Origin of the sequence: Sphingopyxis terrae subsp. terrae NBRC 15098 (assembly GCF_001598815.1) — a bacterium.
Taxonomy (GTDB): domain Bacteria; phylum Pseudomonadota; class Alphaproteobacteria; order Sphingomonadales; family Sphingomonadaceae; genus Sphingopyxis; species Sphingopyxis terrae.
The window spans coordinates 38,511-52,146 of sequence record NZ_BCZQ01000022.1 but is presented as its reverse complement, the minus strand read 5'-3'; the positions used below and the strand labels follow the sequence as shown (position 1 = coordinate 52,146).

14 protein-coding genes are annotated in these 13,636 nt (G+C 66.1%); 7 read left to right on the top strand and 7 right to left on the bottom strand.

What is annotated here, in order from left to right:
- Window positions 1-689 (top strand): haloalkane dehalogenase (locus STE01S_RS14455; RefSeq protein ID WP_062768876.1); only part of this gene is annotated, 689 nt, incomplete at its 5' end.
- Here STE01S_RS14455 and STE01S_RS14450 read toward each other — a convergent pair.
- Entirely contained in the window at window positions 678-1,136 is a 459-nt protein-coding gene (locus STE01S_RS14450) for an Lrp/AsnC family transcriptional regulator (RefSeq protein ID WP_003048946.1), read from the bottom strand. The two genes, STE01S_RS14455 and STE01S_RS14450, sit on opposite strands and share 12 nt — an antisense overlap.
- A 118-nt stretch (window positions 1,137-1,254) precedes the next feature.
- Here STE01S_RS14450 and STE01S_RS14445 point away from each other — a divergent pair, with 118 nt between their 5' ends.
- Window positions 1,255-2,466: a methionine gamma-lyase gene (locus tag STE01S_RS14445; RefSeq protein ID WP_062768873.1), complete on the top strand. Its 1,212-nt coding sequence runs from the start codon at window positions 1,255-1,257 to the stop codon at window positions 2,464-2,466.
- Window positions 2,467-2,479: 13 nt separating this feature from the next.
- On the opposite strand, the gene STE01S_RS14440 is transcribed toward STE01S_RS14445, so the two are convergent.
- A complete protein-coding gene (locus tag STE01S_RS14440) occupies window positions 2,480-3,769 on the bottom strand; it encodes an adenylosuccinate synthase (protein WP_003048950.1) in 1,290 nt (429 codons plus the stop codon).
- Between the two features lie 188 nt (window positions 3,770-3,957).
- On the opposite strand from STE01S_RS14440, the gene STE01S_RS14435 reads away from it, so the two are divergent.
- Both STE01S_RS14435 and STE01S_RS14430 read left to right on the top strand, forming a co-directional pair.
- Window positions 3,958-4,920, top strand: a complete 963-nt coding sequence (locus tag STE01S_RS14435; protein ID WP_255265968.1) for an alpha/beta hydrolase — start codon at window positions 3,958-3,960, stop codon at window positions 4,918-4,920.
- A gap of 218 nt (window positions 4,921-5,138) precedes the next feature.
- Entirely contained in the window at window positions 5,139-5,516 is a 378-nt protein-coding gene (locus STE01S_RS14430) for a DOPA 4,5-dioxygenase family protein (protein WP_062768896.1), read from the top strand.
- Here the strand turns inward: STE01S_RS14430 and STE01S_RS14425 are convergent.
- From STE01S_RS14425 to STE01S_RS14415, 3 genes are all read right to left on the bottom strand, one after another.
- Window positions 5,513-6,628, bottom strand: a complete 1,116-nt coding sequence (locus STE01S_RS14425) for an ATP phosphoribosyltransferase regulatory subunit (RefSeq protein WP_062768870.1) — start codon at window positions 6,626-6,628, stop codon at window positions 5,513-5,515. The two genes, STE01S_RS14430 and STE01S_RS14425, sit on opposite strands and share 4 nt — an antisense overlap.
- A gap of 166 nt (window positions 6,629-6,794) precedes the next feature.
- Complete coding sequence (gene serA / locus STE01S_RS14420) at window positions 6,795-8,381, bottom strand: phosphoglycerate dehydrogenase (protein ID WP_003048955.1); 1,587 nt, start codon at window positions 8,379-8,381, stop codon at window positions 6,795-6,797.
- A 108-nt stretch (window positions 8,382-8,489) separates the two neighbouring features.
- Complete coding sequence (locus tag STE01S_RS14415; RefSeq protein ID WP_062768867.1) at window positions 8,490-9,614, bottom strand: phosphoserine transaminase; 1,125 nt, start codon at window positions 9,612-9,614, stop codon at window positions 8,490-8,492.
- A gap of 171 nt (window positions 9,615-9,785) precedes the next feature.
- Here STE01S_RS14415 and STE01S_RS14410 point away from each other — a divergent pair, with 171 nt between their 5' ends.
- Window positions 9,786-10,487, top strand: a complete 702-nt coding sequence (locus STE01S_RS14410) for an extensin family protein (RefSeq protein WP_062768864.1) — start codon at window positions 9,786-9,788, stop codon at window positions 10,485-10,487.
- A gap of 57 nt (window positions 10,488-10,544) precedes the next feature.
- Window positions 10,545-11,417 carry an LOG family protein gene (locus STE01S_RS14405; RefSeq protein WP_003048961.1) on the top strand — a complete coding sequence of 291 codons (873 nt, stop codon included), beginning with the start codon at window positions 10,545-10,547 and terminating at the stop codon, window positions 11,415-11,417.
- A gap of 54 nt (window positions 11,418-11,471) precedes the next feature.
- Here STE01S_RS14405 and STE01S_RS14400 read toward each other — a convergent pair whose 3' ends face one another.
- Together STE01S_RS14400 and STE01S_RS14395 are read right to left on the bottom strand one after the other, a co-directional pair.
- Entirely contained in the window at window positions 11,472-11,915 is a 444-nt protein-coding gene (locus STE01S_RS14400; RefSeq protein ID WP_062768861.1) for a c-type cytochrome, read from the bottom strand.
- Window positions 11,915-12,568 carry a c-type cytochrome gene (locus tag STE01S_RS14395; RefSeq protein WP_062768858.1) on the bottom strand — a complete coding sequence of 218 codons (654 nt, stop codon included), beginning with the start codon at window positions 12,566-12,568 and terminating at the stop codon, window positions 11,915-11,917. Before STE01S_RS14395 ends, STE01S_RS14400 begins: the two co-directional genes overlap by 1 nt.
- Before the next feature lie 176 nt (window positions 12,569-12,744).
- Between STE01S_RS14395 and STE01S_RS14390 the strand changes: the two genes are divergently transcribed.
- On the top strand, window positions 12,745-13,635 hold the full coding sequence (locus STE01S_RS14390) for a prephenate dehydratase (RefSeq protein ID WP_062768893.1): 891 nt from the start codon (window positions 12,745-12,747) through the stop codon (window positions 13,633-13,635).
- Window position 13,636 lies beyond the last annotated feature (1 nt).

Here is a 13,636-nt window from a genome sequence, read left to right as displayed (position 1 = left end):
CTGTTGCGCCCGACCTCATCGGCTTCGGTCGCTCCGACAAGCCGCTCGACCGGTCGGCCTACAGCTATGCGCAGCAGGTCGCGTGGATGCGCGCCTGGATCGAGACGCTCGACCTTCGGAACATGATCCTCGTCTGCCAGGATTGGGGTTCGCTGATCGGGCTGCGTCTGGTCGCCGAAATGCCCGAGCGCTTCGCGGGTGTCGCGCTGTCGAACGGCGGACTGCCCGAGGGGCAGGCGGCGCCGCGCGCCTTTGCGATATGGCGCGCCTTTTCGCGCTACAGCCCGCTGTTCCCGATCGGCCGGATCGTCAAGGCGGGAACGAAGCGCCCGCTCAGCGCCGAAGAAATCGCGGCCTATGACGCACCCTTTCCGACGCGCGCGTCGAAGGTCGCGGCGCGCATCTATCCGTCGTTCGTGCCGCTGGGCGACAATGTCGCGGTGCCCGATCAGAAGCGCGCATGGGCCGCGCTCGAACGCTTCGACAAGCCTTTCCTCTGCTGCTTTTCGGACGGCGACCCGATCACGCGCGGCGGCGATGCCCTGTTCCTCGGCCGCGTGCCTGGAACCGCCGGCATGCCGCACCGCACGTTGAAAGGCGGGCATTTCATCCAGGAGGATGACCCGGCGGGCTTCGTTTCTGCAATCGAAGCCGTCGCCGCGGCGGGGCGCGGGGCGTCAGCCGGGTAGCGGCAACACGCGGCTCTGTTTGACGACGCCGTAGGCCAGGCTGGTGTCGATCGACGCGATGCCGTCGATCGCGTGCAGCCGTTCGCGCACGAAGCGTTCGTAGCCGTCGAGGTCGGGTGCGACGACCCGCAACAGATAGTCGATATCGCCCGTCATCAGGAAGCAGTCGAGAATATCGTCGATGGCGCCGATCGCCCGCTCGAACGCCTGCACGGTCGCCTGATCATGCTTGCTCAGCCGGATGCCGACGAACACGGTGATCGGATAGCCCATCGCCTTTTGATCGACGAGCGCGGCATAGCCGGTGATGACGCCGCGCTCTTCGAGCAGACGAACCCGGCGCAGACAGGGCGACGGCGACAGGTTCACCGCCGCGGCCAGATCCTGATTGCTCAGCCGGCCGTCGTGCATCAAGGCGCGGACGATCTGGTGATCCTTGCGATCCATGGAGCAGTCCTTGGCAGAATATTCCAATATACTTGCTGCTAGTGGCATATATTGGAAGCACCTGCCACCGGCCATTTGATACAAGCGGCGCTCGTTCACCGCAGGAGTCGCGCCCGTCATGTCGTCCTTTCCGCTTTCGGGTTTTGCGACCCGCGCCATTCATGCCGGCTATGACGCAAAGGCCAATGACGGCGCGCTGGTGCCGCCGCTGCATCTGTCGTCGACCTTCGTGTTCGAAACCGCCGAGGCGGGCGCCGAGATTTTCGCGGGCGAGCGCGAAGGATATTTCTACAGCCGCATCGCCAATCCGACGGTCGACCTGCTCGAACGGCGCATGGCCGCGCTCGAAGGCGCGGAAGCCGCTGTCGCGACGGCGTCGGGCATGGGCGCGATAACGGCGGTTTTCTGGTCCTTTCTGAAGCCCGGCGACGAAATCATCGTCGACCAGACGCTGTACGGCTGCACCTTCGCCTTCATGCGCCACGGCCTTGCGCGCTTTGGCGTCCGCGTCACCCATGTCGATCTGACCGATCCGGCCAATCTCGAAGCCTGCATCTCCGACGCGACGAAGATCGTCTATTTCGAAACCCCCGCCAATCCGAACATGCGGCTGGTCGATATCGCCGCGGTGTCGGCGATCGCGCGCGACCATGGCGCGCGCACCGTCGTCGACAACACCTATGCGACCCCGGTGCTGACGCAGCCGATCACGCTCGGCGCGGATATCGTGGTGCATTCGGCGACCAAATATCTGGGCGGGCATGGCGATCTGGTCGGCGGCATCGCGCTCGGCACCGGCGCCGATATGCAGCAGGTGCGTCTGGTCGGGGTCAAGGACATGACCGGCGCGGTGATGGCGCCCTTCAACGCCATGCTCGTGATGCGCGGGCTGAAGACGTTGAAGCTGCGCATGGCGGAACATTGCCGGTCGGCCGCGGCGGTTGCGGCCACGCTGAACGATCACCCGGCAGTTGCTGCGGTGCATTATCCGGGGCTGGCATGTTTCGCCCAGCATGATCTGGCGCGGCGGCAGATGCCGGGTTTCGGGGGCATGATCGCCTTTGAACTGAAGGGCGGCTACGCCGCGGGCGTGGCGATGATGAACCGGCTGGCGCTTGTCCAGCGCGCCGTGTCGCTCGGCGATGCCGAAAGCCTGATCCAGCATCCGGCGAGCATGACCCATTCGACCTACACTGCAGAAGAACGGCGCGCGCACGGCATCGCCGACGGGCTCGTGCGGCTGTCGGTGGGACTCGAGGAGGCCGACGAAATCGCCGCCGATCTGACGCAGGCGCTCGATGCAGAGGTCAGGGCGTCCGTCGACGCCTGATCGCTTCGCGGGGTCAGTCGCTGAACGGATCGCGGATCAGGATCGTGTCCTCGCGCTCGGGGCTCGTCGACACGAGCGCGATGGGGGTTTCGATCAGTTCCTGAACGCGCTGGATATATTTGATTGCCTGCGCCGGCAGGTCGGCATAGCTGCGCGCCCCTGCGGTCGATTCGCTCCAGCCGTCCATCTCTTCGTAGATCGGTTCGACCTCGGCCTGATCGGCGGCGTGCGCCGGGAAATAGTCGAGGATCTTGCCGCGCAAACGATAACCGGTGCAGATGCGCACCTTGTCGAAGCCGTCGAGCACGTCGAGCTTGGTCAGCGCGATGCCGGTGACGCCCGAGACGGCGCAGCTCTGACGCACCAATACCGCGTCGAACCAGCCGCAGCGGCGCTTGCGTCCGGTGACGGTGCCGAATTCATGCCCGCGTTCGCCGAGCCGCTGGCCGGTTTCGTCCTCGAGTTCGGTGGGGAAGGGGCCGCTGCCGACGCGGGTCGTATAGGCCTTGGCGATACCGAGCACGAAGCCGACGGCCGACGGGCCGAGGCCCGAGCCGCTGGCGGCTGTGCCGCTGACCGTGTTCGAGCTGGTGACGAAGGGATAGGTGCCGTGATCGACGTCGAGCAGCACGCCCTGTGCGCCTTCGAACAGGATGCGTGCGCCCGCCTTGCGGACCTTCTTCAGCCGCTTCCACACCGGCTGGGCATATTCGAGCACGAAATCCGCAATCTCGGCGAGGTCGGCCTTCAGTCGCTCGCGATCGATCGGCGGCTCGCCGAAGCCGGCACGCAGCGCGTCGTGATGCGCGGTCAGGCGATCGATCTGCGGATCGAGCTTGTCGAGATGCGCAAGGTCGCACACGCGCAGCGCGCGGCGGCCGACCTTGTCCTCATAAGCCGGACCGATGCCGCGACCCGTCGTGCCGATCTTGCCCGCGCCCGCCGCGGTTTCGCGCAAGCCGTCGAGGTCGCGGTGAAAGGGCAGGATCAGCGCGCAATTGTCGGCGATCGCGAAATTCTCTGCGTTGATCTCGACGCCCTGGCCGCGCAGCTTGGCAATTTCGTCTTTCAGCGCCCAGGGATCGAGCACGACGCCGTTGCCGATGATCGACAGCGTGCCGGTGACGATGCCCGACGGAAGCAGCGACAGCTTGTAGACCTGTTCGCCGACGACCAGCGTGTGACCGGCGTTATGGCCGCCCTGAAAGCGGACGACCGCGTCGGCGCGGCTGGCGAGCCAGTCGACGATCTTGCCCTTCCCCTCGTCGCCCCACTGCGACCCGATGACGGTAACATTTGCCATGACGCTGTCCTGCTGAACGGGGCCCTTTCGGCCCGGCGCGGCCTTAGCGGATTTGGCTGTCGAGGCAAGGGCGAAGGCCGTAAAATCGTGCCGCGCCGCGCCGATCGCGGCTGTTACATCTTGTCATAACATCGCGGTGCGCGGTCACATCCTCGCGACAATTGCAGGCTAGTGACCCGACGGACAGCATGATGACGGAGGCGATGATGACGCGGCGATTTTCGACTGGATGGGCCGCCATGGCGGCGTTTGTCGCGGCGAGCCTGATGGTGCCGGGCCCCCTCGCCGAGGCGCGGGAACGGCTGCGCGAGCGGATTGCCGAACGCATGGCGGAGCGCATGGGCGCCGATGCCGGGGCAAAGGTCGCGGGCAGCGAAACGATCGCCTATGGCCGCGATCCGCTCCAGACGCTCGACATATGGCGCGCAAAGGGCGCGGCCGGTCCGGCGCCGCTGATCGTCTTCGTGCATGGCGGCGGCTGGAAGCGCGGCGACAAGGACAATGCGACCGGGCATTTCAAACCCGAACATTATCCCGCCGAGGGCTATGCCTTTGCGTCGATCAACTACCGCCTTGTCCCCGCCGCGACGGTCGAGGAGCAGGCTGCCGATGTCGCCGCGGCGGTGCAGGCGATCGTCGAGCGCGCCGACGCACTGGGCGTCGACCGGCATCGCATCGTGCTGATGGGGCATAGCGCGGGCGCGCATCTGGTCGCGCTGGTCGGCACCGACCCGCGCTATCTGAAAGGCGCCGGCCTGTCCTTTGCCGATATTGCGGGTGTCATACCGATCGACGGGGCGGCCTATGACGTGGCGGCGCAGATGAAGGACGGGCCGCAAATCATGCAGTCGACCTATACGCAGGCCTTCGGCACCGATCCGGCGCGCCAGCGCGCGCTGTCGCCAACGGCGCAGGCGGCCGCGCCCAACGCCCCCGCCTTTTTGCTGCTGCACGTCCAGCGGCCCGACGGCGTGCGCCAGGCCAGGGCGCTCGGCGCCGCGCTCGAGGCCGGCGGCAGCCGCGTCGCGTTCGGCAGCTTTCCGGGCGAAGGATTGAAGGGCCATGCTGAGATCAACCGCCGCCTCGGCGATCCGTCCTACGCGGCGACCGCGACGGTCGACGCGTGGCTGAAGCGGGTATTCGGGCGATAGCTTCTGGGAGGCGACCAACCGCTCACGCCTTCCAACATTTCGTCATCCCGGACTTGATCCGGGATCCACTATTCCGGCGCGGCGTGAATGGATCCCGGATCAAGTCCGGGATGACGAGGGGAGAAGGGGCCGCTACGGTCGGGATCGCCTCTGCGCGGAGCCGTTTCTCGCAAGGCCGGTGAACTGCGGGCTAGCCGATGCCCGCCAAAGAGGCGCCAATGACCGATCCCGACGCACCCTATCACGCGCATATCTATTATGACCCTGCCGAGCGACCGGCAGCGGCGACCTTGCGCGACGCCTTCGGTGCCGATCCTGCAATCCTGTTTGTCGGGGCGATGACCGATGGCGCGGCCGGGCCGCATCCGATCGCGCAATATGAGGTGCATTTCCTCGCGCGCCATCGCGCCGCCGTCGTGGAGGCGATCGAGGCGACGGGGCTGCGCGCGCTCGTTCACCCGCTCACTGACGACGATCTCGCCGATCACACCCGCCTTGCGCACTGGATCGGCGCGCCGATCGAGCTCGACGTGACCGTGCTCGACCCGCCGGGCGTCAACCAGGGGATTCCGCGTTTCGGCGTTTCGGATTTTTAAGCGGCAACCGGCCCTTCGGGGCCGAGCGTGAAGCCGCAGCCGAGCCGCGCCGCTTCGTCGGCATCGGTGAGCGCCGCGACCGTTTGCCATCCATCCGCGCGCAGGCTGGCGGCGAGCGCCGGATCGTGGCCGAGCGGCAGGAATATCCGCCGATCGCTGTCGCGCTCGACGCCCAATCCTTCGTCGATCAACGGGTCGGGGTAGAGCGAAAAGCCCACCGCTGGTTCTTCCTGATCGTCGCCGACCGGGATCGCATAACCGCCGCCGCGGCCGATTGCGTCGCCCTGGCCGGGAACGAAGATCTGGAAGCCGAACCAGCTTTGATAGGCAAAGCCGTGACGTTCGGTCGGATCGAGGGTCAGATCGGCGCGGCCGCGGATCGGCGCCGCGATTTCTTCCAGCGCGTCGATACGACTGGTGAGTACGCCCGCGGTGTCGAACGCGCGCAGATCGGCGATCGCGCGGTCGAAAGGCCCCGTCGCGCGCAGCAACGGCAGGTAGGCTTCGGCTCCGATGCGCGCGAGCGCGCCGGCATCCTTTGCGTCGAGTTCGTCACGCAGCATCTGCAGATCGGCCGTAATGGGCAGCGGACCGGCGGCGAGCAGGTCGACGACATCGGGCAGGGTGAAGTCGATCGTAACCCGGCCGATGCCCGCCGCGTCGAGCGCGTCGATCGCGACCGAGACAATCTCGCGCGCGGCTGCGACGCTGTCGCTGCCGATCAGTTCGGCGCCCACCTGCAGCATTTCGCGCGCCGGGCGGAGCTGGCTCGCGCGCAGCTTGACCACCTGGCCAGCATAGCACAGGCGCAGCGGGCGCGGCGCATGCGCGAGCAGCGAGGTTGCGATGCGACCGACCTGCCGCGTGATGTCGGGGCGCAGCGCGAGCGTGCGCTGCGACACGGGGTCGGTGAAGCGGAGCAGATCGCGCGCGGCGCGTTCGTCATTGCCGCCCAGCGTTTCGCGAAATTCGGCGAGCGGCGGCGAAACGCGGCCATAACCATGCGCGCGCATCGCATCGACGAGCGCGCGGGTAACGCGCGACGCGGCCTCGGCCTGCGCGGGCAGGCGGTCGCGGAGGCCTTCGGGCAGCAGGGCAGGGGCCTTGGTCATGGGGGTGGCCTTAGAGCGGGAAAAGCGAGGTTTCAATCAACGCCGTATCCCCGAGCGGAGACGAGGGGCTTTGCCGAGCGAAGTCGAGGCAGCTACCTCGCTGGTTCTCGCGACGCTCGAACGGGTCCCTCGTCTTCGCTCGGGAACACGGATTTCCTTGGAGCGATCAGAACTTCAGTCCCTTCACCATCTTGACGCCGGGCAGCTGGCAGACCTGCCACAACAAAGGTTCGGGCATGGCCGAGTCGAGGCTGAGCAGCAGCACCGCCTCGCCCCCGGCGGCGCGGCGGCCGAGGTGGAAGGTGCCGATGTTCAGCCCCGCATCGCCCAGCGTGCTGCCGATACGACCGATGAAGCCGGGCGCGTCCTCGTTGACGATATAGAGCATGTCGCCGTCGAGATCGGCCTCGACCTTGATGCCGAACATTTCGACGAGGCGCGGTTCGTTGTTGCCGAACAGCGTCCCCGCGACCGAACGGTCGCCGGCTTCGGTGGCGACGGTGACGCGGACGAGGGTGTGATAATCGCCCTCGCGATCATGGCGCACCTCGCGCACGTCGAGGCCGCGTTCGCGGGCAAGATGCGGCGCGTTGACCATGTTCACGCTGTCCGAATAACGGCGCATCAGCCCGGTCAGGACCGCGGCGGTGATCGGCTTCAGATTAAGCTCGGCCGCCGCCCCCTCGACCTCGATCGAGATGGTGGTGAGGTTGTCGTGGGCGAGCTGCCCTACCAGACTGCCCAGCTTTTCGGCGAGGCTCATATAGGGGCGCAGCTTCGGCGCCTCCTCGGCCGACAGGCTGGGCACATTGAGCGCGTTGGTAATGCCGCCGGTGAGCAGATAATCGGAAAGCTGTTCGGCCACCTGGATGGCGACATTGACCTGCGCTTCGTCGGTCGATGCGCCGAGGTGCGGCGTGCAGATGAAGTTCGGCGTGCCGAACAGCGGATGATCGGCGGCCGGCGGTTCGGTCTGGAACACGTCGAGCGCCGCGCCCGCGACATGGCCGCTGTCGAGCGCGTCCTTCAGCGCCGCCTCGTCGATCAGGCCGCCGCGCGCGCAGTTGATGATGCGCACGCCCTGCTTGGTCTTCGCAAGATTTTCCTTCGACAGGATGTTGCGCGTCTGGTCGGTCAGCGGCGTGTGCAGCGTGATGAAATCGGCCTTGGCGAGCAATGTGTCGAGATCGGCCTTTTCGACGCCGAGCTCGATCGCGCGTTCGGGGGTCAGGAACGGATCGAAGGCGACGACCTTCATGCGCAGCCCCAGCGCGCGCTCGGCGACGATGCTGCCGATATTGCCGCAGCCGATCAGGCCCAGCGTCTTCGACGTCAGTTCGACCCCCATGAAGTCGTTCTTCGGCCATTTACCTGCCTGCGTCAGCGCATTGGCTTCGGGGATCTGGCGCGCGAGGGCGAACATCATCGCGATCGCATGTTCGGCCGTGGTGATGCTGTTGCCAAAGGGCGTGTTCATCACGACGACGCCCTTCTTCGACGCCTCGGGAATGTCGACATTGTCGACGCCGATCCCGGCGCGGCCGACGACCTTCAGGTTCGTCGCGGCGGCGAGGACGTCGGCGGTGACCTTGGTGGCCGAGCGGATCGCGAGACCGTCGTAGGCGCCGATCATCGCGATCAGCTCGTCCTTCGTCTTGCCGGTGATGACATCGACGTCGATGCCGCGTTCCTTGAAGATCGCGGCGGCTTTGGGATCCATCTTGTCGGAAATCAGAACTTTGGGTGCGGTCATGGAATGAAACCTTCCGTGTGCTCCCGCGAAGGCGGGAGCCCAGCTCCCGATGCTTGCGGAATGAAATGGCAGGAGATGGGTCCCCGCCTTCGCGGGGACACACCGAAATCAGTTAAGCGAGGCGTAGGCCCAGTCGAGCCAGGGCCCGAGCGCTTCGATATCGGCGGTATCGACCGTCGCGCCGCACCAGATTCGCAGCCCCGGCGGGGCATCGCGATAGCCGGCGATGTCATAGGCCGCGCCTTCGGCTTCGAGCAGCCCGGCGAATTTCTTGATGAAATCCGCGTCGGCCCCAGCGACCGACAGGCACACCGACGTCTTCGATCGGCTGGCGGGATCGGCGGCGAGATGGCTCAGCCATCCGCGTTCGGCGACGATCGTGTCGAGCGCCGCGGCGTTCGCATCGCTGCGCGCCTTCAGCCCGTCGAGGCCGCCCAGCGACTTCGCCCATTCGAGCGCAAAGATCGCGTCTTCGACCGCGAGCATCGACGGGGTGTTGATCGTCTCGCCCTTGAATACGCCTTCGGCAAGCGCGCCCTTCGACATCAGGCGGAACACCTTGGGCAGCGGCCAGGCCGGCGTATGGCTTTCGAGCCGTTCGACCGCGCGCGGACCCAGGATCAGCACGCCGTGGCCGCCTTCGCCGCCGAGCACTTTCTGCCAGCTGAAGGTCGCAACGTCGATCTTGTCCCACGGCAGGTCATAGGCGAAAACCGCGCTGGTCGCGTCGGCGAAGCTCAGCCCCTCGCGGTCTGCCGGAATCCAGTCGCCGTCGGGAACGCGGACGCCGCTGGTGGTGCCGTTCCAGGTGAAGAGCACGTCGTTCGACCAGTCGACCTGGTCCAAATCGGGAAGCTGGCCGTAATCGGCGCGGATCACCGTGGGATCGAGCTTGAGCTGCTTGGCGACATCGGTGACCCAACCTTCACCGAAGCTCTCCCACGCCAGCGCCGTCACGGGGCGGGCGCCCAGCATCGTCCACATCGCCATTTCAAAGGCGCCGGTGTCCGATCCCGGCACGATGCCGATGCGGTGCGTATCGGGCAGGCGCAGCATCTCGCGCATCAGGTCGATGCAATATTGGAGGCGCGTCTTGCCGATCTTCGCACGATGCGAACGGCCGAGCGATTCGGTGTTGAGCTTTTCGGGGGACCAGACCGGCGGCTTCGCGCACGGACCGGAGGAAAAATAAGGACGCGCAGGTCGTGCCTGCGGTTTACGCACTTCAGTCATGTCAGACTCTCCTTGCAGAGAGCTCGCGCGGCGTTGGGACCGCGTGGCCCGGCGCCGCGTTTAAGCCGGTGCGCGCAACTGTCAAACAAAATGCGCGGAACGTGCGAAATTTCCGGCAAGCCGCGCCAAAGCTTTACGCCCTGTTAACCAAGATGTCGGTAAATTGACGCCATGCCGATCCCGCCGTTCCTGAAGCCCCGGATCCTGGTCGCCGCAACCGCGGCGCTGGCGCTCTCGGCCTGTTTCAGCACCCCCGACGTGATGAAGCGGAGCGATGCCAAACGACCCGCCACGACCAAGCAGCAGCGGCCGCAGACGATCGGCGCCGCATCCTTCACCAGCCCCGAGGCGCAGCAATGCGCCTTCGATCTCAAACAGGCGGGCGTGCGCTTCACGCCGCTGCCCGATCAGGATCATGGCGGTGGCTGCACATCGATCGATTCGGTCAAGCTGCTCGACATCGGAACTCCGGTGACGAACCTTGGTCCGATGACCTGTCCGCTGGCGAAGAATTTCGCCGCCTGGGCGCAATATGCTGTCCGGCCCGCGGCGCGGAAATTCTTCGGGCAAGAGGTGGTGAAAATCGAAACCTTCGGCACCTACAGCTGCCGCAACATCTATGGTGGCCGGTCGGGCCGTCTGTCGCAGCACGCCTATTCCAACGCGATCGACGTGTCGGGTTTCGTCCTTGCCGACGGACGCCGGATCATGCTCGATGGCGGATGGAAGGGCGACCGGGCGTCGCAGGATTTTCTGCGCGCACTGCACAGCTCGGCATGCCGCCGCTTCGGCACGGTGCTCAGCCCCGATTATAACGCCGCGCATTACAATCATTTCCACATGGACATGAGCGGCAACGGCTTCTGCCGCTGACCAAGCCCGCGCGCGGGCGTCTTGGCAAAGTCAACCGAAGCGGCTAGCCGTCCGCTAATGACAAAAGATAAACAGACCCATCGTTCGCGTTTTCACAAAGCCAAAGACGACGCCCAATTCGCCCAGCAGGCGACCTCGACCCCGCAGACCGCAAGCGAAGCCTATAAGCTCGCATTTCAGGATACCGACTTCCTGTTGCGCGAAGACCTGCGTCCGGTGCGCTTCCAGCTTGAACTGCTCAAGCCCGAACTGCTCCTCGACGAAGCGAAGATCGAATCGACGCTCGTCATCTACGGCTCGGCGCGTATTCCCGAACCCGATCAAGCGGACGGCCTTGAGGCTGCGGCGACCGACGATGCGTCGCGCAATATCGCGCGGCGACTGAAGGCCAAGGCGCGCTATTATGACGAAGCGCGCAAGCTGGCGCGGCTGGCGAGCCAGGTTCCTGTCGATGCCAATGGCGACCGCAATTTCGTCGTCTGTTCGGGTGGCGGCCCGTCGATCATGGAAGCCGCCAACCGCGGCGCGGCCGACGAGGGGCGCGAATCGATCGGCCTCAACATCGTGCTGCCGCACGAACAGGCGCCGAACCGTTACGTCACCCCGTCGCTGAGCTTCCAGTTCCACTATTTCGCGCTGCGCAAGATGCACTTCCTGCTGCGCGCGCGCGCCGTCGCGGTCTTTCCCGGCGGTTTCGGGACCTTCGACGAAATGTTCGAGCTGCTGACGTTGATCCAGACCGGCAAGATCAAGCCGATCCCGATCGTGCTGTTCGGCAAGCAGTTCTGGAACCGCGTCGTCGATTTCGAGGCGCTGGTCGAAGAGGGCGTGATCAGCGCCCGCGACCTCAAGCTCTTCACCTTCGTCGAACATGCCGAAGAGGCCTGGGACGTCATCCAGAGCTTCTACGCCAACGCCGATCATCACTAGGACCAGGAACCCCGAGGGCTTGGCCCTCGGGAAGCGAACGCCCAACGGATCGGGCTATTTCGACTGGTCTTCGAGGTAGAGGATCAGCGCCTGGCGATCGGCGGCGTCGATGACCCCGGCAAAGGCCATGCGTGTGCCGGGGACGGTATTCATCGGATCGGCAAGATAGATATCGAGTGCGGCGGCGTCCCAGACGCCGCCCTTTGCCTTCATCGCGCCCGAATAGGCAAAGCCCGGATGCGACGCGACCGGGCGGCCGACGATACCGTGCAGGTTCGGGCCGATACCGTTCGGGCCATCCTTGTCGATCGTGTGGCAGGCCGCGCAGCGCTTGAAAATCTGTTCGCCCATCGCCGCGGTCGGCGCGACGGCGGGCGTAGCCTGAGCCGCGGTTTCAGCCGCTCGCGCATCGCTCGCCGCCGTGTCCGCCGGCGGTGCGGCCTTGCCGCAACCGGCAAGGGCCAAAACGCCCGCCAGAAGGACGGGCGCGCGGCGCATTATTTCTTGGCTTCGGCGGGCGCGGGAGCCGCGCCTTCCGCCGGGGCGGCGGCCTTGTCGCCTTCGGCGGCCGGTGCCGCGCCATCCTTGCCCTCCGCCGGAGCGGCGGCATCGGCAGCCGGTGCCGCTTCGGGCGCGGGCAGCGGCAGGTTCGAACCCTGCGCGTTCAGATAGACGATCAGGTTGGCGCGATCCTCGGGGCTCGACAGGCCGGCGAACGACATTTTCGTGCCTGCGGCGAACTTGCGCGGGCTGGTCAGCCAATGGTCCATCTTTTCGAAGTCCCAGTTGCCGCCGACGCTCTTGAGCGCGTCGGAGAAGGCGAAGCCGCCCTTGCCCTGACCGATGGCTTCACCCATCGTGCCGTAAAGATTGGGGCCGATGCCATTGGCGCCGCCCTGATTGATCGTATGGCAGGCGGCGCATTTCGCGAACACCGCTTCGCCCTTTGCCGGATCGGCGGCTGCGAGCAGGTTGGGCAGCGGCACCGCCGCCGCGCCGCCGCCGCTACCGGCTTCGGCATCTTCGATAGGAAATCCGGGCTTTTCAGGGGCATGGCTCGCACCCAGCATGCCGGTGCCGATCGTCAGGCCCAGCGCGCAGATACCGGCGAAGAGAGCCCAGCCGGCGATAGTATTGTTGCGGTCGTCCATGTCAGGCCCCGTTCGCTGGCGCCCACCCCGGGCGCATCTATTGATTTGGACGCTCCCTTACTTGGGCATGGGCGGGGGCGCAAGGGGATGAAATGTCCCGGCGGCATGCGCACGTTCGGTTGCCTCCGCATCGCGGGGCCGCTATGCGCCGCGGCGCGGTTTTCTGGAAGGCGTTCATGGGCAGCTATTCGGCTTCGGCACAAAGACTGGTCGACACGATGACGGCGGCGGCGCTCGCCGATCCCGCGCGGGGGCTGGCCTTTCAGGGCGCGCCCGGCGCGAACAGCGACCTTGCGGCGCGCGAGTTCGACCCGCAGGCGCTGCCGCTGCCCTGCTACAGCTTCGAGGATGCGATCGAGGCGGTCCGCGACGGGCGCGTCGACCGCGCGATCATTCCGATCGAAAACAGCCTGCATGGCCGCGTCGCCGACATTCATTTCCTGTTGCCCGAATCCGGCCTGTCGATCGTCGGCGAACATTTTCTGCGCATCCGCCACGGATTGATGAGTCGCAATCTTGGCCCCGTCACGCGCGCGATGAGTCACGAACAGGCGCTGGGACAGTGCCGCCACTGGCTGCGCGCGCACCATATCTCGCCGATCGCGCATAGCGACACCGCGGGCGCGGCAGCCTGGGTCGCCGACAGCGACGAGGTCGGGCTGGCCGCCGTCGCGCCGCCGCACGCCGCCGATCTTTACGGGCTGACGCTGCACGAATCGGGCATCGAGGATGCCGATCACAATATGACACGCTTCGTCGTGCTGGCGCGCGAACCGCTTGCCGACATGCCTGCGGATGTGCCCCGGATGACGACCTTCATCTTCGAGGTGAAGAATATTCCGGCTGCGCTCTACAAGGCGCTGGGCGGCTTTGCGACCAATGGCGTCAACATGACGAAGCTCGAGAGCTATCAGGACGGCGGCAGCTTTGCCGCGACCAAATTCTATGCCGATATCGTCGGCGCGCCGGGCGAGGAAAATATCGACCGCGCGCTGGAGGAACTGGATTTCCAGACCAAGACGCTGCGTCTGCTCGGTACTTACCCACAGGCGCGCGTCCGCGGCTGAT

Bases quoted from the DNA above. Each gene is read 5' to 3' on its own strand.
- STE01S_RS14450 (WP_003048946.1), bottom strand. From the start codon at position 1,136: ATGGATCGCAAGGATCACCAGATCGTCCGCGCCTTGATGCACGACGGC.
- STE01S_RS14435 (WP_255265968.1), top strand. From the start codon at position 3,958: ATGATGACGGAGGCGATGATGACGCGGCGATTTTCGACTGGATGGGCC.
- STE01S_RS14405 (WP_003048961.1), top strand. From the start codon at position 10,545: ATGACAAAAGATAAACAGACCCATCGTTCGCGTTTTCACAAAGCCAAA.
- STE01S_RS14410 (WP_062768864.1), top strand. From the start codon at position 9,786: ATGCCGATCCCGCCGTTCCTGAAGCCCCGGATCCTGGTCGCCGCAACC.
- STE01S_RS14430 (WP_062768896.1), top strand. From the start codon at position 5,139: ATGACCGATCCCGACGCACCCTATCACGCGCATATCTATTATGACCCT.
- STE01S_RS14400 (WP_062768861.1), bottom strand. From the start codon at position 11,915: ATGCGCCGCGCGCCCGTCCTTCTGGCGGGCGTTTTGGCCCTTGCCGGT.
- STE01S_RS14390 (WP_062768893.1), top strand. From the start codon at position 12,745: ATGGGCAGCTATTCGGCTTCGGCACAAAGACTGGTCGACACGATGACG.
- STE01S_RS14415 (WP_062768867.1), bottom strand. From the start codon at position 9,614: ATGACTGAAGTGCGTAAACCGCAGGCACGACCTGCGCGTCCTTATTTT.
- STE01S_RS14440 (WP_003048950.1), bottom strand. From the start codon at position 3,769: ATGGCAAATGTTACCGTCATCGGGTCGCAGTGGGGCGACGAGGGGAAG.
- STE01S_RS14445 (WP_062768873.1), top strand. From the start codon at position 1,255: ATGTCGTCCTTTCCGCTTTCGGGTTTTGCGACCCGCGCCATTCATGCC.
- serA (WP_003048955.1), bottom strand. From the start codon at position 8,381: ATGACCGCACCCAAAGTTCTGATTTCCGACAAGATGGATCCCAAAGCC.
- STE01S_RS14395 (WP_062768858.1), bottom strand. From the start codon at position 12,568: ATGGACGACCGCAACAATACTATCGCCGGCTGGGCTCTCTTCGCCGGT.
- STE01S_RS14425 (WP_062768870.1), bottom strand. From the start codon at position 6,628: ATGACCAAGGCCCCTGCCCTGCTGCCCGAAGGCCTCCGCGACCGCCTG.